The organism is Pseudomonas abieticivorans, from assembly GCF_023509015.1.
Taxonomy (GTDB): domain Bacteria; phylum Pseudomonadota; class Gammaproteobacteria; order Pseudomonadales; family Pseudomonadaceae; genus Aquipseudomonas; species Aquipseudomonas abieticivorans.
Genome location: NZ_CP094975.1, coordinates 4,158,167 through 4,181,136, shown reverse-complemented (window position 1 = coordinate 4,181,136; position 22,970 = coordinate 4,158,167). Strand labels below are relative to the sequence as shown.

The following is a 22,970-nucleotide window of genomic DNA, read 5'->3' as shown; positions in this document are numbered from 1 at the left end:
CCAGTCGCCCTCAAACACCGCCTGTAACCTTTCCTTTCAGAGCCCCTCCGATGAACCTGCCCAACCCCTCGCGCTGGTGGGTCGCACCCGCGCTCGCCCTCAGTTTCTGTACCAAGGTCATTGCTGCTGGCATGGTACCCGACACCACCGTGCTACGCGTCAATGTTGCCGACGGCGAGGCGACCATCAATGTGACCAACACTGACAATACGCCCTCGCTGCTTTACACCTCCCTGACCAGCCTTGACCAGGGCCCTCAGCCATTCCTATTGGCCAGTCCTCCCATTGCTCGCGTGGAGCCGGGAGAAAAGCAGCTGGTGCGCTTCATGCTCAAACCCGGGCAATCCATTACCCGGCAAACGATGGGCCGGGTGATCTTCGAGGGTTTTCCCCAGCGCCAAACAAGCGAAGATACAGAGATCGCGGTTACCGTGCGGCAGAATCTGCCGGTGATTATTCACCCCAAAGGCCTGCCGGAAAACACTCAGCCCTGGAAGGAACTGAGCTGGTCACTTGAGCCCTCCGGCTTGGTGGTGCGAAACGACAGCCCATACGTCGTAAGGTTAAGCCAGCAGTTGAACCTGTTACCCGACAACCTCAGCCTTCAACTGCCGCACAGCTACATACTGCCTGATACGCAGTTGCAACTTGAACTCCCCACCCCCTTGCAAGATGCAACCCAGCGCACGGTACGCTTATACCCTGCAAGTCAGTACGGATTCCAAGGCCAGCCCTACGACGTACAGCTGCCTTGCACACCGGCCACCAACGGCTGTGAACCATGAGTGTCGCATCGACCTTGGCGCGCCTGCCGAAGTATTCAGCCCTGACTTTCTGGGCAAGCACCATGGCTATCGCTGCGCCGCAGGCCACCACTGCCAACGAACCTGGGTTCGACATACAGACCTTGAAACAGCGCGGCATCGATCCCGATCTAAGCCAGTACTTTGCGCAGAGCACCCGGTTCGCGCCCGGTGCTCGACGTGTCAACCTGACAGTCAACGGCTCCCCCCGTGGCCCGGTAAACGTACAGTTCGACGATCAGGGGCAACCCTGTTTCGACAGCGCACTACTGACTGCAGCCGGGCTGCGAGCAGCACCAGAGGCCAACGAGCAACAAAAATGCCAGGCGTTCCTGGTCGCTTTTCCTCGTAGCGTGATCAAATTGAGCCCCTCGCGCCAGCAGGTCGAACTGATCGTCAGTGACGACGCCCTGCAGCAAGTATCCACACCTGCCAGTCGCTTCGAGAGCGGCGGCCGTGCCGCCAGCCTCAACTATGAATGGTACGGCTCAACCAATCGATACGGCGGCGACGCCAATCATTACCAGGCAGCCAATGTGCAACTGGGCTTCAACCTAGGCGATTGGCTGGTACGTAGCCGCCATGGTTACACCGCGTTCGGCGACAACTCGCGAATCGAACACCTCTACACCTACGGGCAGAAAACCCTGGTGGAACATGGCGGCATCGTGCAGGTGGGCGAGATCGGCATCAGCCATTCCGCGCTGCCCGGCATCCCCATCACCGGCCTGCAATGGGTGCCCGAGAACGCCCTGCAGCGCCCGGCCTCCAGCGGCGTGCAATTCCAGGGTTTTGCCCAGGACACCGCGCGAGTTGAAGTACGCCAGGGCGGCGCACTCATCCATGATCGCATGGTGCCGGGTGGCCCCTTCGAGCTACGCGACCTGCCGTTGACCAATAGCCACAGCGACCTGGAGGTGCGGGTCATCGAGGGCGATGGTCGTGAACAGCGCTACACGGTGCCGGCGATAAGTCTGGGTGCGGCAACCCTGGCAGCGCCCGGCCTGTCGTTTGCCTTGGGCAAGGTGCGCACCTACGACTCACGCGGTATTGATTCGCCGATGCTCGCCACAGCATCCAATGGCTGGCGCGTGGGGCAACGGCACCTGTTAGCGCTTGGGGGCATGGCCAGTGAAAACCAGTACCAGGCAATGGCCCTCACACTGGATTCAAACCTTTCACCGGATGTCTCGCTGGGGCTTGGCACCCTGTTGTCTCATGGGGGCCGCCAAGCAAAGAGCGGTGCCCAGTTCAACGGCCAACTGCAAGTAAAATGGCCCTACCGCTTTTCCACAAGCCTGAACGTAAGCCGCGAAACCGCAGGTTACCAGGACCTTACCGACACCTTGCCGCGCCGCTCGGACCCGGCTAGTTATTACCGATCAAGCTACGACCAATACGGCTTGTCGCTTAACTGGTTCGACCCCGCCTATGGCGCATTCTCGACCACCTATGCCAGCGCCGTTCAATTCAACGGGCAGCGCAGTGACTACATCGTCGCCAGCTGGAACCGCAACATCGGCAGGCTAAACCTGGGTGTTCGGCTGGAACGCAATACCCGAGAGGTGCGGTACACCGGCATAGACACGGACCACTTCGAACGCCAACAACAGTCAGCCGCCTACTTGAGCGTCAGTATGCCTCTGGGCCCGCGTTCGAGCGTACGCAGCTTTGCTTCACGTCGTGGTGACCGACAAACCCTGAGCAGCACCTACAACGACCAGATCAATGACCGGCTGGCAACCAACGTGACGGCAGACTATGAGTCCCCCCATGCCCGCCAATCGCTGACCGCCGGCCTCAGCCTGCTGACCGACAGCGCCAGAACACAGTTTTCGCTGACCCAAGGCAATGAAGGGCGCCGAAGCGCCAGTGCGCAGGCCACGGGGGGCATCGCCTGGCACGACGATGGCTTGACGTTCTCGCCTTACCCGATTGGCGACACTTTTGCCATCGCCAGCGTAGGCCAGGTGGCGGGCATCAAGCTGCAAACCCCAAGCGGCCCGGTCTGGACCGACCAGGCCGGGCAAGCTGTCATTGCCCACCTGCCCGCCTACCAACGTAGCCAGGTTGAGGTTGCTACCCGCAGCCTTCCGACCTCGGTCGATGTGGTCAATGGCTACCAGTCGATCACTGCAGGACGAGGCTCGGTGCATCACATGGCATTTTCGGTGGTTCAAACGCGACGAGCCCTATTAACCCTGAACGAGCAGGCAAGGCAGCTTTTGAACAAGGGCGACAGCATTCTGGATGCTCAAGGCCGCTTCGTGACAGTCGTGCTGGATGATGGCCAGATATTTCTGGATAACGCCGACACGCAGGGCCTGGGTATCTACCGCCAAGGCTCACGCCTATGCAACTTGTTGTATGAGCTGCCGGAACAACCCGAACGGATCGGCCCCTACGAAACACTTGATGCCCAATGCCAGCAAACCTGAGCCCGACACCATGAACAAGCTTCGTATTCACCTCTGCGCCGGCCTGATGCTGGCGCCATTTGCCGCACTGGCAGGCGAGCCCTGCCAGATCCAATTGGACCAGCCGCACCTGGACTACGGCACATTGCAACTGCCCCCCGGTGCAACGATGGACCGCTTCAGCCAAGCCCACGCGCTTGAACCGCGTTACGTGAGATTGCGGGTCTTTTGTGGTCAACCCGCTCCCTTGGCTATGGTGCTGGCCGGTGCAAGCCAGGATGGGCAACTGAAATTCGCCACTTCAGGGCACGTTCGCCTGCAATTGCAGGACGCCAGCGTGGATGGCCTGCCTGTGGCGCTGGCCAGCCAGAACACTACCTCACCGGCCCAGCAAACGCTGGAAGTGCGGCCTGGGCAACGGATACTACCCTTCCGGGCAGGCATCCCGGTGGAGGGTAGCGATTGGAGCATGTCCCTGAAAATCATGCCATCGCTGCCATTGGGTGAACTGCGCAGCCGCGACCAGACACCGGTGGAGGCAACGTTGACGCTGCAACTTGCAGATCAATGAAGATGGCCAGGTAGATCGGCAAAATCGCCGTACACCCCGGGCGATTTGCTTTAACATTACGGCCCTCTATTGCCCGTACTGTTTCTCGGAGTCTTCCATGACGGCCCCCGCCGACCTTTCGCCTACCCTGCAACTCGCCTGCGACCTGATCCGTCGCCCGTCCGTGACGCCGGTGGATGCCGATTGCCAGAAGATCATGATGCAGCGCCTGGGCGATGCCGGCTTCACGCTGGAACCCATGCGCATTGAGGACGTCGACAACTTCTGGGCCACCCATGGCAGCCAGGACGGCCCCGTGCTGTGCTTCGCTGGCCACACCGACGTGGTACCCACTGGGCCGGTGCAGGCCTGGCAGGTCGACCCCTTCCAGGGCCTGATCGATGACCAAGGCATGCTGCACGGGCGCGGCGCGGCCGACATGAAGGGCAGCCTGGCAGCCATGCTGGTGGCCACCGAGCGCTTCGTGGCCGAATATCCGAACCACAAGGGCAAGGTCGCCTACCTGATCACCAGCGACGAGGAAGGCCCGGCGCACCACGGCACCAAGGCCGTGGTCGAGCGCCTGGCTGCACGCAACGAGCGCCTGGACTGGTGCATCGTCGGCGAGCCGTCCAGCACCACCCTGGTGGGTGACGTAGTCAAGAACGGCCGCCGCGGCTCGCTGGGCGCAACCCTTACCGTGCGCGGTGTGCAGGGCCACGTGGCCTACCCGCACCTGGCGAAGAACCCAATCCACCTGGTGGCCCCGGCCCTGGCCGAACTGGCCGCCGAGCACTGGGACCACGGCAACGATTTCTTCCCGCCCACCAGCTTCCAGATCTCCAACCTGAATTCCGGCACCGGCGCCACCAACGTTATCCCCGGTGACCTGGTGGCGGTGTTCAACTTCCGTTTCTCCACCGAGTCCACCGTGGAAGGCCTGAAGCAGCGCGTCGCCACCCTTCTCGACAAACATGGCCTGGACTGGCACATAGACTGGGCACTGTCGGGCCTGCCGTTCCTGACCGAGCCGGGCGACCTGCTGGACGCCGTGGCCGCCAGCATCAAGGCGGTGACCGGCCGCGACACCCAGCCATCGACCAGCGGCGGCACCTCCGACGGGCGTTTTATCGCCACCTTGGGCACCCAAGTGGTCGAACTGGGGCCAGTCAACGCCACCATTCACCAGGTCAACGAACGCATTCTGGCCAGCGACCTCGATGTGCTGACAGACATTTATTACCAGACACTGGTTCGGTTGCTCGCCTGATGCTCACTTGTCCGATCTGCACCGCCATGCTGGCCAAAGCCGAAAACGGCATGGTCTGCCCCAGCGGCCATCGCTTCGACCGCGCGCGCCAGGGTTACCTCAACCTGCTGCCGGTCCAGCACAAAAACAGCCGCGACCCCGGTGACAACCTGGCCATGGTCGAAGCTCGCCGTAACTTTCTTAACGAAGGCCATTACGCCCCAGTCGCCACCCGCCTGGCCGAACTGGCGGCGCAGCATTGGCCCAAACGTTGGTTGGACATCGGCTGTGGCGAGGGGTATTACACCGCGAAAATCGCCGAAGCCCTGCCCCGCGCCGACGGCTACGCCCTGGATATCTCGCGTGAAGCCGTGAAGCGCGCCTGCAAGCGTGCGCCCAAGGTCAATTGGCTGGTCGCCAGCATGGCGCGCGTGCCCCTGGCCGACGCCAGTTGCCAGTTCCTGGCCAGCGTGTTCAGCCCGCTGGACTGGCACGAGGCTATGCGCTTGCTCAGCCCTGGCGGCGGCCTGATGCGCGTGGGGCCAACCCGTGAACACCTGATCGAGTTGCGCGAGCAGCTTTACGACGAGGTGCGCGAGTACGTCGACGACAAACATTTGCTGCAAGTGCCCGACGGCATGGCCCTGGCCCACAGCGAAACCCTAAAGTTCAAGATCAAGCTGATCGACGGCCCATCCCGCGCCAACCTGCTGGCCATGACGCCCCACGGTTGGCGCGCGAGTGCCGAACGTCGCACGGCGGTCATCGAACAGGCCAAGCCGTTCGTGGTGACCGTCTCGATGCGATACGATTATTTTGTGCGCCAACCCTGAATCCCTGCGAGTACGTCCATGCGCCAACCTGATATCGAGATTTACCTCAAAGACGCCGACGTCGACCACAAGGCGATTGCCCAGTGGCTGTCGCAGGCACTGGGCGACTGCACCGAGTGGGTGCAAAAAGGCCAAACGTGGAAGTGCCGTGCCGGGAACGTCCCGGTCACCTGGCTGCCCAAGGCCGTCGGCAAATGGAACAGCCTGTACCTGGAAAGCGACAGCACCCCGTGGGACGACGACATCGCCTGCGCCCGCGCAGCGTTTGCCGCACTGAAGGTCGAAGTGCGCTGCGCACCGGGTACCTGGGTGGAAGAAGAAGGCGAAGAGACGGCTGACCGCTGGATGCGCATCAGCGAAGACGGCGAAGAAGAGATCACCTGGCGCACCGCCTGAACGAACGCCCCCTGTAGGAGCGGATTTATCCGCGAAAAGAACGCCGCTGTAAACAGGGTGTTACGCCGATTACTTTTCGCGGATATATCCGCTCCTACAAGGCGTGGCGAGGCGCTCTACAGCCCCACGACATCCTCGGCCTGCGGCCCCTTCTGCCCATCCACCAAAGCGTACTCAACCTGCTGCCCCTCGGCGAGCGAACGGTGGCCCTCGCCACGGATGGCGCGGTAATGGACGAACACGTCCGCCCCACCCTCGCGCTGAATAAAGCCATAGCCCTTGGCATCGTTAAACCACTTCACACTTCCAGTTTCACGAGACGACATCTGCACTACTCCGTTGTTTTAGTTATGGAACAGCTGGTGAGGAGGCCGAGTATAGGTCAGCCCCCGAAATAATTATTATGACGGCGAGACTTTTTGCGTTTGGCGCGAGTCTGTAGAGTGCCGGCATGCTCGTTTCCTTTAATTAAGCACAGTGCCTATGACCCGTTCCCCGTTTCGCCGCCTTGTCTTTGGCGCCCTGCGCCGGCTGCTGTACCTCTGGGTACGCTCGGAGACCATCAACCAGTCGTCCTTCACGCTGAACCTGGACCGCAGCCGCCCAGTGTTCTACGTGTTGCAGTCACCGTCGATCAGCGACCTGGCGGTGCTCGACGCCGAATGCACCAAGGCCGGCTTGCCGCGCCCGGTGCTGCCGGTAGCGGTCGGCCCACTGATGGAACCTGCAGCGTTCTTCTACCTTACGCCTGCACCCGACTGGCTTGGCCGCCAGGACAAGCGGGGTACGCCACCCACCTTGGCACGCCTGGTCAGCGCCCTGGGCGACAACGCCCAAGAGGATGCACAAATCATTCCCGTCAGCGTGTTCTGGGGCCAGTCGCCGGCCAGCGAATCGAGCCCCTGGAAGCTATTGTTTGCCGACAGCTGGGCCGTCACCGGGCGCCTGCGCCGGTTGGTCAGCATCCTGATCCTGGGCCGCAAGACCCGCGTACAGTTCTCCGCACCCATCCACCTGCGCGAGTTGGTCGACCAGAACAAAGGCCATGAACGCACACTGCGCATGGCACAACGCCTGCTTCGGGTGCACTTTCGCAACCTGAAGGCCGCCGTGATCGGCCCGGACATCTCCCACCGGCGCAACCTGGTCAAGGGCCTTGTCCACGACGCCCAGGTTCGCCAGGCCATCAGCGAGGAAGCCGAACGCTCGAACATCTCGCTGGAGAAAGCCGAGGCCCAAGCCTTGCGCTATGGCAACGAGATTGCCTCGGACTACACCTACACCGCCATCCGCTTCCTGGAAGTGGTGCTCAGCTGGTTCTGGAACAAGATCTACGATGGGGTCAAGGTCAACCATATCGAAGGCGTGCAAGACATCGCCCAAGGCAACGAAATCATCTACGTGCCCTGCCACCGCAGCCACATCGACTACCTGCTGCTGTCGTACCTGCTGTTTCGCAACGGCCTGACCACCCCGCACATCGCCGCCGGCATCAACCTGAACATGCCAGTGATCGGCGGCCTGCTGCGCCGTGGCGGCGCGTTCTTCATGCGCCGCACTTTCAAGGGCAACCCGCTGTATACCGCGGTGTTCAATGAATACCTGCACACCCTGTTCACCAAAGGCTTCCCGGTGGAGTACTTCGTGGAGGGAGGCCGCTCGCGCACCGGGCGCATGCTGCAGCCGAAAACCGGCATGCTGGCGATCACGATGCGCAGCTTTTTGCGCTCCTCGCGCATGCCCATCGTGTTCGTGCCGGTGTACATCGGCTACGAGCGGGTACTGGAAGGCCGCACCTACCTGGGCGAACTGCGCGGGGCCAGCAAGAAGAAAGAGTCGATCTTCGACATCTTCAAGGTCATCGGCGCGTTCAAGCAGCGCTTTGGCCAGGTGGCCGTCAACTTTGGCGAGCCGATCCGGTTGGCCGAGTTCCTTGACCAGCAACAGCCCGGCTGGCGCGAACAGGACCTGGCCCCGCAATACAAGCCCGAGTGGTTGCATGAAACAACCCACCGCCTGGGCGAGCGCGTGGCGCGGCACTTGAACGAGGCGGCGGCGATCAACCCGGTCAACCTGGTGGCCCTGGGGCTGCTGTCCAGCAGCAAACTGGCGCTGGACGAACGGGCCATGGCGCGGGTGCTGGACTTGTACCTGGCGTTGTTGCGCAAGGTGCCCTACTCGCCCCACACCACCCTGCCCGAGGGGGACGGCCGGGCGCTGATCGAGCACGTCAAGGGCATGGCGCTGATGTCCGAGCAAAGCGATGCCCTGGGCAAGATCTACTACCTGGACGAGCAGAACGCCGTCCTGATGACCTATTACCGCAACAACATTTTGCACATCTTTGCCCTGCCGGGTTTGCTGGCCAGCTTCTTCCAGAGCTCATCGCGCATGAGCCGCGAACAGATGCTGCGCTACACCAAGGCCATGTACCCGTACCTGCAATCGGAGTTGTTCATCCGCTGGTCGGTGGAAGAGTTGGAGGGCGTGGTCGACCAATGGCTCGAGGCCTTCGTCGAACAGGGCCTGCTGCGTTTCGAAAACGACGTGTACCTGCGCCCGGCGCCCAGCTCCCGGCACTTCGTGCAACTGACTTTGCTATCGCGCTCCATCGCACAAACCCTGCAGCGCTTCTACATGGCCATCGCGCTGCTGCTCAACGCCGGGCAAAACACCCTGAGCGCCGAAGAGCTGGAGGACCTGTGCACGATCATGGCCCAGCGCTTGTCGATCCTGCATGGTTTGAACGCACCGGAGTTCTTCGACAAGAGCCTGTTTCGCCACTTCATCCAGACCTTGCTTGACCAAGGCGTGCTGCGCCGCGACAGCGCCGGCAAACTGAGCCACCACGAGGCGCTCGGCGAGTTGGCCGAAGGCGCCGCCAAGCGCGTGTTGCCAGCCGAGATTCGCCTGTCGATTCGCCAGGTGGCCCTGCACCGCAGCGAGGATGCGGCTGACGGCAGCTGATCTTGCCCGTATCCTGTGCGTTGAATTCGACGCACTCGATACGGAGATCTTCATGAAAAAACTGTCTTTGGTCCTGCTCGGCGCGCTGCTGAGCGCCTGTAGCAGCCAGCAGGCACCCACGCAGGCAAGCTTGGACGGCGAGGTGTTTTACCTGCAACGCATGGCCCTGCCAGCCGACGCCACCCTCAGCGTGAGCTTGCAGGACGTCTCCCTGGCCGATGCACCGGCGGTGGAACTGGCCCGTCAGAGCGGCCCGATCAAGGGCCAGGTGCCCCTGCCCTTCCATCTGGATTACAACCCAGCCCAGGTCAAGCCTGGCCACCGCTATTCGGTCAGTGCGCGCATCGAAGCACAAGGCCAACTATTGTTTATCAGCACCGAACATAACGGCGTGCAACTGGACGGCAACGATGCCCAACCCTTGCGTATTCGCCTGAGCCCTGCGCGCTGATCCGCCTTTCCATTCCCGATAAGGATGCTGCCATGCTTCGTCGCTCCACCACCCTCGCCGGCCTGTGCGCCGGCCTGCTGCTTTCGGCCAACGTGATGGCCCTGTCGTTGGCCAACCTGTCCCAAGGCGATGCCACGGGCGGGCTGAAAGACGCCCTGACCCAGGGTGCCCAAGTGGCCGTCAAACAGTTGGGTACCCCGGGCGGTTTCAGCAATAACCCGGACGTGCGCATCGAATTGCCTGGCAAGCTCGGCAAGGCCGCCAAGACCATGAAAAAACTCGGCATGGGCGCCCAAGTCGACCAGTTGGAGGCCAGCATGAACAAGGCCGCCGAAGCCGCCGTGCCCCAGGCCCAGGCCTTGCTAGTGGATGCCGTGAAGAAAATGAGCGTGGCCGACGCCAAGGCCATCCTCAGCGGTGGCAATGACTCCGCTACCCAGTACCTGAGCAAGACCAGCCGCGAGCAGATCCGCGAGAAATTCCTGCCCATCGTCAAGCAGGCCACCGACCAGGTTGGCCTGGCCAAACAGTACAACAGCTTCGCCGGCCAGGCCGCGACGTTGGGCGTGCTGGATGCCAAGGATGCGAACGTGGAAGGCTACGTGACCGAGCAGGCACTCAACGGGCTGTTTGAAATGATTGGCAAGGAAGAAGCGACCATCCGCAAGGACCCGGCCGCTGCCGCTACCAGCTTGGCGAAGAAGGTGTTCGGGGCGCTCTGACGGGGCCCTTTCGCGGATGAACCGGAGCGCCGCTTCATCCGCGAATCAGACGCCGCCTACTCGGCCTTGCGAACCCGAAACCAGGCCGCATACAACGCCGGCAAAAACAGCAAGGTCAACGCCGTCGCCACGATCAACCCGCCCATGATCGCCACTGCCATCGGCCCGAAGAACCCGCTGCGCGACAGCGGGATCATCGCCAGTACCGCCGCCAGCGCGGTCAGCACGATGGGCCGGAAACGCCGCACCGTCGCCTCGATGATGGCCTGCCATTGGTCAACGCCGGCGGCGATGTCCTGCTCGATCTGATCGACCAGGATCACCGAGTTGCGCATAATCATGCCCGACAGCGCAATGGTGCCCAACATTGCCACGAAGCCAAACGGCTGGTGGAACAACAGCAGGAATAGCGTCACCCCGATCAAGCCCAAAGGCGCGGTTAGGAACACCATCGCCATGCGCGAGAAACTGCGCAATTGAATCATCAGCAACGTCAGTACCACCACGATGAACAGCGGCACCCCGGCCTTCACCGAGTTCTGCCCGCGAGCCGAATCTTCCACCGTGCCACCCACCTCCAGCAGGTAACCGTCAGGCAGGTCACTGCGGATCTTTTCCAGGGTCGGCAGAATCTGCGCCACCAGGGTCGCCGGCTGAACCTTGTCGTAGATGTCGGCGCGCACGGTCACGTTGGGCAAGCGGTTGCGGTGCCAGATGATGCCGTCTTCAAAGCCATACTCCAGCGTCGCCACCTGGGACAGCGCCACCGTTTGGCCGCCGGCCGTTTGCAAGGCAAGGCTGGGCAGGCGCGACAGTTCGGTGCGCTCCTGGGCAGTGCCACGCAGCAGGATCTCGATCAGCTCGTTGTCTTCGCGGTACTGGCTGACGCTGGCCCCGGTCAACGAGCTTTGCAGGAACCGCGTGAGGTCGGCAGTGGTCACCCCCAATGCACGGGCACGGTCCTGGTCGACATTCAGGTACACCACCTTGCTGGGCTCTTCCCAATCCAGGTGCACGTTCACCACATGGGCGTTTTCGCGCACCTTGGCCGCCACTTGGCGCGCCAGGGCGCGAACCTCCTCGATGTGCTCGCCGGTCACCCGGAACTGCACCGGGTAGCCCACGGGCGGGCCGTTTTCCAGGCGCGTGACGCGACCGCGCAACGTGGGGAACTGCTCGTCCAGGGTATCGATCAACCAACTGCGCAGGGTTTCACGGTCTTCGATGGTCTTGGCCAACACCACGATCTGGGCAAAGCTGGCCGCGGGCAGTTGCTGGTCCAGGGGCAGGTAGAAACGCGGCGAGCCGGTGCCCACGTAGGCCACGTAATTGTCGATGCCGGCATGGCCCTTGAGCATCGCCTCCAGGCGCTTGACCTCTTGCGTGGTGTTTTTCAGCGAAGCGCCTTCGGCCAGCTTCAGGTCGACCATCAGCTCAAGCCGCTCGGAAGGCGGAAAGAACTGCTGCGGCACAAAGCGGAACAACACCACCGAGCCGATGAACAGCACCACCGTCAACACGATCACCGTCTTGCGCCGCCGTACGCACCATTCCACCACCCCGCGCACGCGCTGGTAGAAAGGCGTGGCATAGGGGTCTGGGTTAGCGTCGCCATGCTTTTCCCGATGCCGCTTGGCCAGGTCCGGCAACAACCGCTCGCCCAGCAAGGGGACAAACAACACCGCCGCGACCCAAGAGGTCAGCAAGGCGATGGTCACCACCTGGAAAATCGAACGGGTGTACTCACCCGTGCTCGACTGCGCGGTGGCAATCGGCAGGAAGCCTGCAGCGGTGATCAAGGTGCCGGTGAGCATCGGGAACGCCGTGCTCGACCAGGCATAGCTGGCGGCCTTGAGCCGGTCATAGCCCTGCTCCATCTTGATCGCCATCATCTCCACGGCAATGATCGCATCGTCCACCAGCAGACCCAGGGCCAGCACCAGCGCGCCCAGCGAGATCTTGTGCAGGCCGATGCCCAGGTAATGCATGCTGGCAAAGGTCATGGCCAACACCAGCGGGATGGTCAGTGCCACCACCAGCCCGGTGCGCATGCCCAGCGAGAAAAAGCTCACCAGCAACACGATCACCAAGGCCTCGGCCAGCACCCGCACGAATTCACCCACGCCGGTCTTGACCGCAGCCGGTTGGTCGGACACCTTGCGCAACTCCATGCCTACCGGCAGGTTCTGCTGGATGTGCGCGAACTCGCCTTCCAAGGCCTTGCCCAATTGCAGGATATCGCCGCCGGGCTTCATCGCCACGGCCAGGCCGATGGCGTCTTCGCCCAAAAAGCGCATGCGCGGCGCCGGCGGGTCATTGAAGCCGCGATGCACCTGCGCCACATCGCCGATGCGGATCGTTCGCTCGCCCACCCGCAACGGAAAGTCGCGAATTTCTTCCACCGTCTTGAAACGCCCGCTGACCCGCAGTTGCAGGCGCTCGCTAGGGGTTTCGAAGTAGCCGGCGGTGCTTACCGTATTCTGCTCTTGCAAGGCTTGCTGTACCGCGGCCATGGGCAGGCCGAGGGTGGCCAGCTTGACGTTGGACAGCTCGATCCAGATCTTTTCGTCCTGCAAGCCCACCAACTCGACCTTGCCGACATCCTTGACCCGCTGCAACTGGATCTGGATACGGTCGGCATAGTCCTTGAGCACGGCGTAATCGAAACCCTCGCCGCTCAAGGCGTAGATGTTGCCAAAGGTGGTACCGAACTCGTCGTTGAAAAACGGCCCCTGCACATCCCCTGGCAAGGTCTGGCGGATGTCTCCGATCTTCTTGCGCACCTGGTACCACAGGTCGGGGATGGCGCTGGAGGGCATCGAGTCCAAGGCCATGAACGTGACCTGGGATTCACCGGGCCGGGAGAACGAAACGATCTTCTCGTACTCGCCGGTTTCCATGAGCTTCTTCTCGATGCGCTCGGTGACCTGGCGCGACACCTCTTCGGCACTGGCACCCGGCCACAGCGTGCGAATGACCATCGCCTTGAAGGTGAACGGCGGGTCTTCGCTCTGCCCCAATTGGGTGTAGGACAGCGTGCCGACTGCCGCCAGCAGGATCATCAGGAACAACACGATCTGGCGATTGCGCAACGCCCAGGCGGAAAGATTGAAACCCACGGGACTACTCCTTGTCCGCCGTTACCACGACCCGATTGGAGCGATCCACCGGGCGCACCTGCTCGCCGTCATGCAGGACATGCACCCCGGCGGCCACGACCCAATCACTGGCCTTGAGGCCCTGCAACACCGGTACGGTTTCCTCGCCATAGGGGCCGACCTCCACCGCCACGCGCTTGAGCGTGTCGTGGGCGTCCAGGCGCCAGACGTAGGTCGCGCCGTTCTCGGCCGTTACCGCCGACAGCGGCACCGACAACGGTACGCTGTGATCGGCGGCAATCAGTACCCGGGCGCTTTGGCCCAGTTCGGCCGGCACCTTGCCCGCCTCGAAGGCGATCCGTGCGGCAAAGGTGCGCGAACGGGGGTCTGCCACCGGCGTCAATTCACGAACGCGCCCGGCAAACCGTGCGCCGGCCTGGCTCCACAACTCGACCGAAACCGGGTCGCCCACTTTCATGCGGCCGATGCTCTGTTCCGGCAAGCTGATCAACACCTCACGCTCACCATCGGCCGCCAGGGTAAACACCGTCTGGCCGGCCGCTACCACCTGCCCGACCTCGACCTGCCGCCGGGCGATCACGCCCGCCTGCGGCGCGCGCAGCACCGCATAGCCGGCCTGGTTGCCGGCCACCTGGTTTTCGGCCTTGATCTGTTGCAGGCGGGCCAGGCCGGCGCGGTAAAGGTTTTCCTGGTTGTCGAACAGCGAATGGCTGACCATGCCGCGCTCAAGCAAAGTCTTGTAGCGGTCGCGCTCGGCCTTGACCATGGTCAGGTTGGCCTCGGCGGCCGCCACCTGGGCACGGCTGGCATCGAGTTGCAGGCGCACGTCCTGCGGGTCGAGTTCGGCCAACGGCTGGTCCGCCTTGACCCGGTCCCCCTCGTTGACCAGCCGCCGCGCCACCTTGCCGCCTACGCGGAAGGCCAACTCCGGTTCAAAGCGCGCGCGCACCTCGCCCGGGTAGCTGAGCACTGCCTGGCTGGCCGGTTGCGGCTGCACCACCATGGCCGGGCGCAGGCGCGGCACGGCCGCCTGCTCCTGACCACAACCGACCAGCACAACTGAAAAGGCGCAGAACAGGGCAAGGCGCAACATGATGAATGACCTTAGGCGTGAGGCTTGGAATATTTATACTCGCCAGTATAGTAAATCAGCCAAACCCCGCCGGGAAGCGCTAGAACCGATAGATGCCACTCAATACGGCCGAACGACCATCGCCCAGCTCTACCGCCGAAGAGCGCGATTGGCTGCCGGTAGCCTGGCGCACCCGCTCGACGTAGCCCTTGTCGAACAGGTTGTCGAGGTTAAGCTGCAGATCAAGGTGTTTGCTGACTTTGTAACCAAGCATTGCGTCGTGCACCCAATAGGCCGCCAGCTTGGCACTGTCCTGGGAAGTGACATTGCGCTCGCTGACATGACGCATGCCGTAGCCCAAGGTGAAATCACCCGGCAACTGGTAAGTGGTCCACACATTAAACGAACGGGGCGGTGTGTTACCTAAGGCCTGCCCAACACGTTTGGGCGTCGTAGCCGACTCCAGGGTGCGGCTTTGCTGGTAGGTGTAATTGGCAAACAGGTTCCACTGCTCGGTCAGGCGCCCCGTCGCTGACAGTTCCAGGCCCTGCACGCGCTGCCGGCCAGCCGCCAGGTAGGTGTCGTCAAGCAGCCGCTCCCGAACGTTGTCCTTCTGCACCCGGAACAGGGCCGCATCCAGTTCCAGGCGATCATCCAGCAGCGCCCACTTGGTGCCCAGCTCCCAGGTCTTGCTGGTCTCGGAACCCAAATCTTGCGTGCCAGCGCTGAGCCCGGAGCCGTTGGACGCCAGGTGCTCGGCCGTCGGGTTGAACGAGGTACCGTAGGCCAGGTAGAAACGACCGTTGTCGACCGGCTTGTAAACCAGCCCGGCGCGACTGCTCAAGGCGCCCTCTTGTGCGCTGGCGATCAGCTTGCCGGTAGCCGGTTTGTAATCGGCACCGCGCCCCTTGATCCAGTCATAACGCAGGCCCAGGCTAAGGTCCCATTGCGGGTTCAACGCAATGCTATCGAACACGAACAGCGCCTTGTCATCCAGGCTGTTGCGGGTATAGCCCAATGCCTCGCGCTCCTTGGACCCGCCCCAATAGCCGGGTGGCTTGGCCAGCTCGAAACCTTCCTTGGGCACGAACTTATCCAGGTTGAAACGGTAGGCATCGCGCCGGTAATGCTCGCGGGACACCTCCATGCCGAGCACCAGCGCATGGCCAAGCCCAAAGGTATCGAAGGTGCTGTTGAGGGTGGTCTGGTTGATCCACAGGTCGCTGGTGATATTGCGCCCGTAGGCTTGCGGGCCAGCCGGCCGGTAGCGGCCGGGCGCCATGCCCTGGAGATTGACATGGGAAGCCGAGACCATCGCCTCGCGCTTGACCTGCGAATAGCGCGACAGGTTCTGCAGCGACAGGTTGTCGTTGAAGTCATGCTGCAGTTGCACGGTGAAACTGTCGGTGGTGGCGCGATCCTTGTCCAGGTTGCGCCAGCCGAAATAGGCCTGTCGGCTGACGCCGTCGATGATCTTGCCGTCGCGCGCCGGCAGGCCGAAGTCTGGCCGGGCGTCGTCGCGCTGGTGCAGGTAGCTCAGGGTCAGCCGGGTCTGCTCGCTCAGGCCCAGGGCCAACGAGGGGGCCAGGCCCCAGCGTTGCCGGTCGAGGTGATCGCGACCGGGCACGGTGTTTTCGTGGCTCATCAGGTTGAGCCTGAAGGCGCTGTTGACCCCGACGCCCGCCAGCGGCTGGTTGGTGTCCAGGGTAAGGCGCCGGTAATGGTCGGTGCCCAGGCCCGCGCCCAGTTCGGTAAACGCCTCGCCCTGGGGCGCCTTGCTGATCATGTTGATGGTGCCCCCCGTGGTGCCGGCCCCGCCGAACACCGAGTTGGGCCCCTTGATAACCTCCACCGCCTGCAGGTTGAAGGTATCGCTGCGGCTGACCTGGGCACTGTCGCGCAGGCCGTCGAGCTGCAAGTTGGCGTTGGCGCTGAAACCGCGGATGTTGATGCTGTCGCCAGACCCGCCGCTGCCTTCGCCGGCATTGAAGGTGATCCCGGAAACGTTGGACAGCACGCTGCGCAGGCTCAGGGCGTTCTGTTCCCTGAACTGCGGCTCGCCGACCACCGTGACCGTCTGGGGCACGTCCAGCAGCGGCTTGACGTACTTGACCGAGGCCGAGCTACGGGCCCGCGGGTCACGCAATGACTCGCCCTGGACCTGAACCTCGTCCAGCTCCACCTCGGCCATGGCGCCCCATGAACAGGTAGCCATCGCCAGCCCCAGCGCCGACCTCGATACCGCTTTGCTTGTACATCCCATGACTGCCCCCCCCTGAAAAGAGCGGCAAGCTTAGGCGGTGAAAAGGGGCAAAAACCGTCTCGAAAAAAATCAGGAAACCGCCTACATCGAGGCCTACAGACGCCCTAGGAAACGTCCGACAGACAAGCACGCGAAAGGTCGGCAGGGCTTTCCTACACCTATATACTGCCCCTACACCCGCGTCCGGTATCCAGCGTCAACATGCCCAACGATCCAGCACTTCCCAGTGGCCCCGGCCGGCCCAAGGACCTCGTCAAACGCGAGGCGATCCTGCAAGCCGCCAAGGTACTTTTCCTGAGCAATGGATACTCAGGCACCAGCATGGACGCGGTTGCGGCGCAGGCCGGCGTGTCGAAACTGACCGTTTACGGGCACTTCACCGACAAGGAAACCCTGTTCAGCGCCGCCGTGATCGCCACCTGCCAGGCGCAATTGCCCGAGGTGCTGTTCGATCCACCGCAGGGGGCGCCGATCAAGGAGGTGTTGCTGGATATCGGCCGCGGCTTTCATGCGTTGATCAGCAGCCAGGAGTCGGTCAACCTGCACCGCCTGATCATCGCCCTGGGTAGCCAGGACCCCAAGCTCTGCCAGATTTTCTTCGAGGCCGGGCCCTTGCCGCTGCTCAAGGAGATGGAGCGGCTGCTCAAGCGCATGAATCAAAACGGCGGGCTGGCCATCCAGGACCCACACCTGGCTGCCGAACACTTCTTTTCGCTGCTCAAGGGCGCACCGCATTTTCGTTTGTTGCTGGGGTGCAGCGAGCCGCTGGACGAGGTAGCGATCGAGCGGCACGTGGGGGCAGTGGTGGAATTATTTGTGCGGGCCTACCGGCCAGACCAGGAGCCGGAGCCACGCTCCACGTAGGAGCAGATCCAACCGCTAACAGCGCGGCGCGGTGTGTCAGGCATACCGCAGCGTGGCCTTCGCGGATAAATCCGCGCCTGCCCCTGTATGACAACCCCCTGTCAGCCTGACTTCAAGGCCTTCTTGGGGTAGATATCGTAACGGCTGGATTTGCCCTCCAGCGTATGGCTCGGCTTGGGCCCCTCGATGCACGGAGCCTTGCGCGGGCGCTTGACCACCACCCGGTGGCTGGCCAGGGCCAACGCGGCGGCGAGCAGCGCCGGGGCGTCCATGTCGTCGCCGACCAGAGGCCGGAACAGGCGCATTTCCTTTTTGACCAGGGCGCTTTTCTCACGGTGTGGGAACATCGGGTCCAGGTAGATGACCTGTGGAGGCTCACCGACCCAGGCTTGCATCAATTCGATGGCGTTGCCGGTCAACAGGCGCATGCGCGCGACAATCGCGCCCACTTCCAGGTCACCCTGGGCGCGGGCCAGGCCGTCTTCGAGCAAGGCGGCGATGATCGGCTGGCGCTCAATCAGGCTCATCTCGCAGCCCAGGCTTGCCAGCACGAACGCGTCTTTGCCCAACCCCGCCGTCGCATCCAGCACCTGCGGGCGCACGCCCGGCTGCACACCCACGGCCTTGGCGATCATCTGCCCGCTGCCGCCGCCGAACAGGCGCCGGTGCGCCACCGCCCCCTCGACGTAATCGACCCGCACCGGCCCCGGCGCATCCGGCCCCAGTTGCTGCAACTGCAAACCGGCCTCGGTCGCCTGCAAGGCAAAGTCCGCGTCGGCGACCTCAAGCGGCAGCGCCAGGCGCGCGGCCCATTGCTCGGCCTGGGGCTGACACTGGGGGCTTTGTGCCTCGACGCGGATCCGACAACCTGCTTGTTGCTCAACCATGAAATGCTGTACTCAAAAAAATTAAATGATCGGCCCGTTCGGTCGATACATAAATTATCCGGTATTTTGCCGACGCCCGCGCGCCTCGATTGCCATGTCAAACATTCTGCCTACATCGCCAAGCTATATTTCGCCCTCCAGCGACTTTGGCCTGCGCAATAGCCAAGCACTGGGCGGCGTCAGCCACCTGTGGCAGGATTTTTTCGCGCAAGCCTTGGCCGAACAGCAGTCAGACGGCACCGACTCAAGCTATAGCGCCCTGCCCCAGGACCCGGCCAGCGAGCCCACCGGTGGCACCGACCTGCTCGCGCAGATCCACAGCCAGCGCCTGTGCGATGTGCAGGACACCGAAATCGCACCGCCCGAGCCGCTGTTCCTGCCCAAAGCCGAGTTCGAGATGGAGTTGCTGGACAAGCCCTTCCCACCCTACGAAACCGATGAAATCGTCGCCCAGGACCAGCACCTGGCCTTCGACAGCCGCTGGGTTCGCCCGATCGTGCTGAGTGCCGGCCAGCCGCTGCCAGATCCGGGGCCTGCACCTACGCCCGCACCGCTGCACCTGCCGATCGCCGAATTCGAATGGGACTTGACCAAGCCGACCGTACCGTTCGACGCCACCACCCTGGCCGAGCAAAACAAAGCCTTCGAGTTCGATGCCGGCTGGGCGCGGCCGATCGTGCTGCAGAACATGCGCATGGCGGCCTGAGCCCCTCTATCGGCAGATCGCCCAGCCGCCCATGTCAACATGAAAGTGGTTGCGATGCGCGGCGTTGTATTGCGGCCCCAACACCGTATTGAAACTACCACACGCGCCCTGGTGCACGGCCTGCAAAAACCGTCCGGCATCGGTGTCCTTGCCCCAGTCCTGCAACACCGTGATGCGTCGCCCATCGGCCAGGCCAAAGCCGGCAATGTCCAGGGCGTTGGCACTGGCATGCTGGCTGAGCCGTGCGCCGGGGCGGCCATACACCGTGCGGCAGGCGAAACTGCCCAGGTGATCGACCCGTACGACTGCCTGGCCCAGCACCGACTGGGCCGCCGGTTGCAGGCCATGAACTTCAAACAACGCAAACGCCACCGCCAAAGGGCAACTGGCCAGGAAGGAACTGCTCAAGCCCACTGCCGAGCCTTGGACACGCAGCACGTCGTGCAGCGGGCAATCGGCCTGTGCCGGACTGTCCGCCTGATGGCTGTAGCGCAAGGCCGAAGTGGCCAGTGCTTGCTCACACAGGCCAGGGTCGTGCTGTAGCCGGGCGAGCTTGAAACGCGTCAACAGGTTCGGCGCCTCGCGCACATCCAGCGGCGCCCAAGGGTTCCAGGCAGCGGGCAAGGCCAACAGGCCCTGCCAAAGCGCCACACCCAGCGCTGCCACGATCAACAGGCGGCGCAGCCAACGCATCCGCCGTTACCCCTTGAACAGTTGATTGATCCGCTCGAACCCCATCGCCTGCTCGCCGTAGCCAAACGTACCCTGCGCCTGGATTTCCTCGGCCGCGCGCATGAAACTGCCGTAGGCCACCCGCGCCAGCGATGAGCCGACGCTGATGCGCTTGACACCCAGTGCCGCCAGGTCGCTGACACTCAGGCTGACCCCGGCCAGGCCCATCAGCACGTTCACAGGCTTGGGCGCAACGGCGTGCACCACCGCGGCAATCTCTTCGCGGCTACGCAAACCGGGGGCATACAGCACATCGGCACCGGCTTCGGCGAACGCTTGCAAGCGGCGAATGGTGTCGGCCAGGTCCTGGCGCCCATGCAGCAAGTTCTCGGCGCGAGCCGTCAGGGTGAAGTGAAACGGCAGGCTGCGGGCAGCCTTGACCGCCGCTTCGACCCGCTCCACCGCAAGGTCGAAGGGGTAGATGGGCTCCACCGCCAGGCCGCTGGCGTCCTCGATCGAGCCACCCACCAGGCCAATCGCTGCCGCCTGCAGGATCGTCTGGGCACACCCCTCGGGACGGTCGGCAAAGCAGTTTTCCAGGTCTGCGGCTACCGGCAAGCTCGTCGCTTCAACAATTGCACCGGCATTGTGCAAGGTTTCCTCGCGGGTAATGGCGCTTTCCCCGTCAGGGCGCCCCAAGGCAAAGGCCAAGCCTGCACTGGTGGTGGCCAAGGCCTCGAAGCCGAGGCTGGCCAGCATTTTCGCCGAGCCCGCATCCCACGGGTTGGGAATGACGAAGGCGCCGGCGCGCTCGTGCAACGCCTGGAAGGCTTGCGCCCGAAGGGTTTGATTGACCACGGGTGACTCCTGAACGGCAGAAGGGGTTAAGGCTTTATAGCAGACCCAACTGCTCGGCCACCGGTTCGCGGTAGAGTTCAGGCAAGGCCGCCAAGCCTGGCAGGCGCGCCATCAGCTGGTCGTGGAAACGCCGCGCCAGCAGGGGCGCGCGCTGGTTGTCGGAGGTGTGCAGGAAAATATAAGGCGTGCGGCCTTCTTCGATCCAGCCGGCGACCTTGTCCACCCACGGCAGCAGGAACGGGTCATTGGCCAACAGCTCGGGGTGGCCGATAAAGCGTACCTGCGGGCACTGGCTGAAGGCGGTCGGGCGCGGCGGTACCCGCGGCTTCTTGGATTGGGCATGCAGCACCGCCGGGGCTTGCGAAGTGCAACTGAACAACGCGCGCGGGTCCAGGCAGATACGTTCCACGCCACGCTCCAGCAACAGCCGATTGAGCAGGCGCTCCTCATCGCCCTTGGCAAAGAACGCCGGGTGGCGTACCTCGATGGCCAAGGGGCGGTCGATCGCATCGATAAAGGCCACCAGTTCCGCCAGACGTTGCGGCGTGAAGCTGGTCGACAACTGCAACCAGAGCGGCGCCACCCGACCGCCCAGCGGCTTGAGCAGGTTCAGAAAGCCTTCGGCCGCGCCCAGTTGCTCGCGCAGGTCGCCGCCGTGGCTGATCTCGCGGGGGAATTTGGCGGTAAAGCGAAAGTGCTCGGGCATGCTCTGCGCCCAGCGCTCGACGGTGCCTGGGGCAGGCTGGGCGTAGAACGTGGTGTTGCCTTCGACGGCGTTGAAGACCTGGGCGTACAGTTCCAGGAACTCGGCGGGCTTGGCGCTTTGGGGGTACAGGTTTTCGCGCCAGCCTTGCTCGCTCCAGGAGGGGCAACCGATAAAGTACGGTAGGGGTGACACGCTCAGATGTGCAGGTCCAGGCCCAGCACTTCCATGTCCCATTCAACGAAACTGGCGGTGGTCAGGTAGCTGGACAATGCCGTGGCCACGCGTTTGCTGACCGAACGCGGGAAGATCATGTCTTGCTGGCGGGCAGGCACGTTGCTCAACGGCGCGCCGCTGGCACCGGCAGAGCGGGTATTGACGCTGGCCTGGGGCTGAACTTCGAACTCGCCTTCCACATCTTCGACGTTGTCGTCGACCACGGCGCGACCTTTGCGAGGCTTACGCTTGATGGGGTAGGAATGCGATGAAATTCCGTCGATACGCATAACGGCTTACTCTTGAATCGATGATGGCAATTTAGCGGCACTCAAATAAGTAAGCAAATGCCCGAGTGATAACTAGACCACAGTTCTCGGCAAAGGTTTACCCGCGAGTCACATTTACCCGATGAACTGCACAAAAAACGTGCAGTTAGCGGTGCTCTTCATCATTCAGAATAGCCGTTAACGGGCTTTTGGCGTGGCTACTTTGTCCCGCAAATACACCGGCTGTGCCAAATCCGCGGCCACGGCCTCACCCCGGGCGAAGGCGCCTTGGGCCAAGGTCAGCAAGTCCAGGGCGTGGGGCAGCAGGGTCGCGTCGTGCGCCGCCACCTGGGCGCCCAGGCGTTCGCCATAGCCCCAGCCGGTACCGGCGCCAAACCAGTCACCACTGGCGCCCGCGGGCAGGTTGGCCAACTCCGGTGCCAACACGGCTTCCTGGCCCAGCAGGGTCATCTCGCCGGCCACTTCGTGGTAGCAACCCCAGTAGACTTCGTCCATGCGTGCGTCGATAGCCGCGGCCACCTGCCGCACGCCCTGCTCGCGATAAGCGCGCTGGGCCAGCAAGGCCAGGTTAGATACCGGGAGCACCGGCCGATCCAGGCCGAAGGCCAGGCCCTGAACCACGCCAATGGCAATGCGCACACCCGTGAAGGCGCCCGGGCCGCGACCGAACGCGATGGCGTCCACCGCCGACAGGGCAATGCCCGCCTCGCCCAGCATCGTCTGGATCATGGGCAGCAGCTTTTGCGCGTGCAGGCGCGGGATCACCTCATAGTGGCTCAACACCTTGCCGTCATGCAGCAGGGCGACAGAACAGGCTTCGGTGGCGGTATCCAGGGCCAGCAGGGTGGTCATCGCGGGGTCTCATGAGAAAAAAGTGCAGCATTATAAACGCCAACGGCCCGCAAGCGGGCCGTTGGCGAATCGAATGAGTC

Annotated in this window: 21 protein-coding genes; 11 read left to right on the top strand and 10 right to left on the bottom strand. The window is 63.1% G+C overall.

Annotation, left to right across the window (positions count from 1 at the left end):
* The first annotated feature begins 50 nt into the window (after nucleotides 1–50).
* The 6 genes from L9B60_RS19205 (at nucleotide 51) to L9B60_RS19180 (ending at nucleotide 6,248) form a co-directional block, all read left to right on the top strand.
* Nucleotides 51–785, top strand: a complete 735-nt coding sequence (locus L9B60_RS19205; RefSeq protein ID WP_249672316.1) for a fimbria/pilus chaperone family protein — start codon at nucleotides 51–53, stop codon at nucleotides 783–785.
* Nucleotides 782–3,241, top strand: coding sequence for a fimbria/pilus outer membrane usher protein (locus L9B60_RS19200; protein WP_249672315.1), 2,460 nt, complete (start codon nucleotides 782–784; stop codon nucleotides 3,239–3,241). The genes L9B60_RS19205 and L9B60_RS19200 overlap by 4 nt, the downstream gene beginning before the upstream one ends.
* Before the next feature lie 10 nt (nucleotides 3,242–3,251).
* A complete protein-coding gene (locus L9B60_RS19195; RefSeq protein ID WP_249672314.1) occupies nucleotides 3,252–3,791 on the top strand; it encodes a DUF1120 domain-containing protein in 540 nt (179 codons plus the stop codon).
* Nucleotides 3,792–3,888: 97 nt separating this feature from the next.
* Complete coding sequence (dapE, locus tag L9B60_RS19190; protein WP_249672313.1) at nucleotides 3,889–5,040, top strand: succinyl-diaminopimelate desuccinylase; 1,152 nt, start codon at nucleotides 3,889–3,891, stop codon at nucleotides 5,038–5,040.
* On the top strand, nucleotides 5,040–5,852 hold the full coding sequence (locus L9B60_RS19185) for a putative RNA methyltransferase (RefSeq protein WP_249672312.1): 813 nt from the start codon (nucleotides 5,040–5,042) through the stop codon (nucleotides 5,850–5,852). Before dapE ends, L9B60_RS19185 begins: the two co-directional genes overlap by 1 nt.
* An 18-nt stretch (nucleotides 5,853–5,870) precedes the next feature.
* Nucleotides 5,871–6,248, top strand: coding sequence for a hypothetical protein (locus L9B60_RS19180; protein WP_249672311.1), 378 nt, complete (start codon nucleotides 5,871–5,873; stop codon nucleotides 6,246–6,248).
* A 116-nt stretch (nucleotides 6,249–6,364) separates the two neighbouring features.
* On the opposite strand, the gene L9B60_RS19175 is transcribed toward L9B60_RS19180, so the two are convergent.
* Nucleotides 6,365–6,574 (bottom strand): cold shock domain-containing protein, encoded by a 210-nt coding sequence (locus tag L9B60_RS19175; RefSeq protein WP_249672310.1) that lies wholly within the window; start codon nucleotides 6,572–6,574, stop codon nucleotides 6,365–6,367.
* A 157-nt stretch (nucleotides 6,575–6,731) separates the two neighbouring features.
* Here L9B60_RS19175 and plsB point away from each other — a divergent pair, with 157 nt between their 5' ends.
* From plsB to L9B60_RS19160, 3 genes are read left to right on the top strand one after another with little or no spacing between them, the layout of a single operon-like run.
* On the top strand, nucleotides 6,732–9,215 hold the full coding sequence (plsB, locus tag L9B60_RS19170; protein ID WP_249672309.1) for a glycerol-3-phosphate 1-O-acyltransferase PlsB: 2,484 nt from the start codon (nucleotides 6,732–6,734) through the stop codon (nucleotides 9,213–9,215).
* Between the two features lie 52 nt (nucleotides 9,216–9,267).
* Nucleotides 9,268–9,666: a YbaY family lipoprotein gene (locus tag L9B60_RS19165; RefSeq protein WP_249672308.1), complete on the top strand. Its 399-nt coding sequence runs from the start codon at nucleotides 9,268–9,270 to the stop codon at nucleotides 9,664–9,666.
* A 32-nt stretch (nucleotides 9,667–9,698) separates the two neighbouring features.
* The gene (locus L9B60_RS19160; protein ID WP_249672307.1) at nucleotides 9,699–10,388 is read left to right on the top strand and encodes a DUF4197 domain-containing protein; all 690 of its coding nucleotides are present in this window, start codon (nucleotides 9,699–9,701) and stop codon (nucleotides 10,386–10,388) included.
* A 56-nt stretch (nucleotides 10,389–10,444) separates the two neighbouring features.
* Here the strand turns inward: L9B60_RS19160 and L9B60_RS19155 are convergent, their stop codons facing one another.
* The 3 genes from L9B60_RS19155 to L9B60_RS19145 form a co-directional block, all read right to left on the bottom strand.
* On the bottom strand, nucleotides 10,445–13,507 hold the full coding sequence (locus tag L9B60_RS19155) for an efflux RND transporter permease subunit (RefSeq protein ID WP_249672306.1): 3,063 nt from the start codon (nucleotides 13,505–13,507) through the stop codon (nucleotides 10,445–10,447).
* A gap of 4 nt (nucleotides 13,508–13,511) precedes the next feature.
* Nucleotides 13,512–14,600 carry an efflux RND transporter periplasmic adaptor subunit gene (locus L9B60_RS19150; protein ID WP_249672305.1) on the bottom strand — a complete coding sequence of 363 codons (1,089 nt, stop codon included), beginning with the start codon at nucleotides 14,598–14,600 and terminating at the stop codon, nucleotides 13,512–13,514.
* A 79-nt stretch (nucleotides 14,601–14,679) separates the two neighbouring features.
* Nucleotides 14,680–16,794, bottom strand: a complete 2,115-nt coding sequence (locus L9B60_RS19145) for a TonB-dependent receptor (RefSeq protein ID WP_249672304.1) — start codon at nucleotides 16,792–16,794, stop codon at nucleotides 14,680–14,682.
* Nucleotides 16,795–17,043: 249 nt separating this feature from the next.
* Between L9B60_RS19145 and L9B60_RS19140 the strand changes: the two genes are divergently transcribed.
* Nucleotides 17,044–17,706 carry a TetR/AcrR family transcriptional regulator gene (locus L9B60_RS19140; protein WP_249672303.1) on the top strand — a complete coding sequence of 221 codons (663 nt, stop codon included), beginning with the start codon at nucleotides 17,044–17,046 and terminating at the stop codon, nucleotides 17,704–17,706.
* 101 nt (nucleotides 17,707–17,807) lie between these two features.
* Here L9B60_RS19140 and L9B60_RS19135 read toward each other — a convergent pair whose 3' ends face one another.
* Entirely contained in the window at nucleotides 17,808–18,593 is a 786-nt protein-coding gene (locus tag L9B60_RS19135) for a class I SAM-dependent methyltransferase (RefSeq protein ID WP_249672302.1), read from the bottom strand.
* A gap of 94 nt (nucleotides 18,594–18,687) precedes the next feature.
* On the opposite strand from L9B60_RS19135, the gene L9B60_RS19130 reads away from it, so the two are divergent.
* Nucleotides 18,688–19,299, top strand: a complete 612-nt coding sequence (locus tag L9B60_RS19130) for an energy transducer TonB (RefSeq protein WP_249672301.1) — start codon at nucleotides 18,688–18,690, stop codon at nucleotides 19,297–19,299.
* 6 nt (nucleotides 19,300–19,305) lie between these two features.
* Here L9B60_RS19130 and L9B60_RS19125 read toward each other — a convergent pair whose 3' ends face one another.
* From L9B60_RS19125 to tsaB, 5 genes are all read right to left on the bottom strand, one after another.
* Entirely contained in the window at nucleotides 19,306–19,992 is a 687-nt protein-coding gene (locus tag L9B60_RS19125; RefSeq protein ID WP_249672300.1) for an extensin-like domain-containing protein, read from the bottom strand.
* A gap of 6 nt (nucleotides 19,993–19,998) precedes the next feature.
* Nucleotides 19,999–20,829: an isocitrate lyase/PEP mutase family protein gene (locus L9B60_RS19120; RefSeq protein WP_249672299.1), complete on the bottom strand. Its 831-nt coding sequence runs from the start codon at nucleotides 20,827–20,829 to the stop codon at nucleotides 19,999–20,001.
* A 34-nt stretch (nucleotides 20,830–20,863) separates the two neighbouring features.
* Nucleotides 20,864–21,769 (bottom strand): DUF72 domain-containing protein, encoded by a 906-nt coding sequence (locus tag L9B60_RS19115; protein ID WP_249672298.1) that lies wholly within the window; start codon nucleotides 21,767–21,769, stop codon nucleotides 20,864–20,866.
* Nucleotides 21,730–22,038 (bottom strand): hypothetical protein, encoded by a 309-nt coding sequence (locus L9B60_RS19110; protein ID WP_249672297.1) that lies wholly within the window; start codon nucleotides 22,036–22,038, stop codon nucleotides 21,730–21,732. Before L9B60_RS19110 ends, L9B60_RS19115 begins: the two co-directional genes overlap by 40 nt.
* 177 nt (nucleotides 22,039–22,215) lie before the next feature.
* Nucleotides 22,216–22,890, bottom strand: a complete 675-nt coding sequence (gene tsaB, locus L9B60_RS19105) for a tRNA (adenosine(37)-N6)-threonylcarbamoyltransferase complex dimerization subunit type 1 TsaB (RefSeq protein ID WP_249672296.1) — start codon at nucleotides 22,888–22,890, stop codon at nucleotides 22,216–22,218.
* Nucleotides 22,891–22,970: the final 80 nt, after the last annotated feature.

What these genes read in the sequence shown, in the direction of transcription:
- L9B60_RS19110 (WP_249672297.1), bottom strand. Translation starts at nt 22,038, where the DNA reads ATGCGTATCGACGGAATTTCATCGCATTCCTACCCCATCAAGCGTAAG.
- L9B60_RS19205 (WP_249672316.1), top strand. Translation starts at nt 51, where the DNA reads ATGAACCTGCCCAACCCCTCGCGCTGGTGGGTCGCACCCGCGCTCGCC.
- L9B60_RS19135 (WP_249672302.1), bottom strand. Translation starts at nt 18,593, where the DNA reads ATGGTTGAGCAACAAGCAGGTTGTCGGATCCGCGTCGAGGCACAAAGC.
- L9B60_RS19180 (WP_249672311.1), top strand. Translation starts at nt 5,871, where the DNA reads ATGCGCCAACCTGATATCGAGATTTACCTCAAAGACGCCGACGTCGAC.
- L9B60_RS19125 (WP_249672300.1), bottom strand. Translation starts at nt 19,992, where the DNA reads ATGCGTTGGCTGCGCCGCCTGTTGATCGTGGCAGCGCTGGGTGTGGCG.
- L9B60_RS19145 (WP_249672304.1), bottom strand. Translation starts at nt 16,794, where the DNA reads ATGGCTACCTGTTCATGGGGCGCCATGGCCGAGGTGGAGCTGGACGAG.
- dapE (WP_249672313.1), top strand. Translation starts at nt 3,889, where the DNA reads ATGACGGCCCCCGCCGACCTTTCGCCTACCCTGCAACTCGCCTGCGAC.
- L9B60_RS19175 (WP_249672310.1), bottom strand. Translation starts at nt 6,574, where the DNA reads ATGTCGTCTCGTGAAACTGGAAGTGTGAAGTGGTTTAACGATGCCAAG.
- L9B60_RS19160 (WP_249672307.1), top strand. Translation starts at nt 9,699, where the DNA reads ATGCTTCGTCGCTCCACCACCCTCGCCGGCCTGTGCGCCGGCCTGCTG.
- L9B60_RS19130 (WP_249672301.1), top strand. Translation starts at nt 18,688, where the DNA reads ATGTCAAACATTCTGCCTACATCGCCAAGCTATATTTCGCCCTCCAGC.
- L9B60_RS19200 (WP_249672315.1), top strand. Translation starts at nt 782, where the DNA reads ATGAGTGTCGCATCGACCTTGGCGCGCCTGCCGAAGTATTCAGCCCTG.
- L9B60_RS19165 (WP_249672308.1), top strand. Translation starts at nt 9,268, where the DNA reads ATGAAAAAACTGTCTTTGGTCCTGCTCGGCGCGCTGCTGAGCGCCTGT.
- plsB (WP_249672309.1), top strand. Translation starts at nt 6,732, where the DNA reads ATGACCCGTTCCCCGTTTCGCCGCCTTGTCTTTGGCGCCCTGCGCCGG.
- L9B60_RS19115 (WP_249672298.1), bottom strand. Translation starts at nt 21,769, where the DNA reads ATGGGACATGGAAGTGCTGGGCCTGGACCTGCACATCTGAGCGTGTCA.
- L9B60_RS19150 (WP_249672305.1), bottom strand. Translation starts at nt 14,600, where the DNA reads ATGTTGCGCCTTGCCCTGTTCTGCGCCTTTTCAGTTGTGCTGGTCGGT.
- L9B60_RS19140 (WP_249672303.1), top strand. Translation starts at nt 17,044, where the DNA reads ATGCCCAACGATCCAGCACTTCCCAGTGGCCCCGGCCGGCCCAAGGAC.
- L9B60_RS19195 (WP_249672314.1), top strand. Translation starts at nt 3,252, where the DNA reads ATGAACAAGCTTCGTATTCACCTCTGCGCCGGCCTGATGCTGGCGCCA.
- L9B60_RS19185 (WP_249672312.1), top strand. Translation starts at nt 5,040, where the DNA reads ATGCTCACTTGTCCGATCTGCACCGCCATGCTGGCCAAAGCCGAAAAC.
- tsaB (WP_249672296.1), bottom strand. Translation starts at nt 22,890, where the DNA reads ATGACCACCCTGCTGGCCCTGGATACCGCCACCGAAGCCTGTTCTGTC.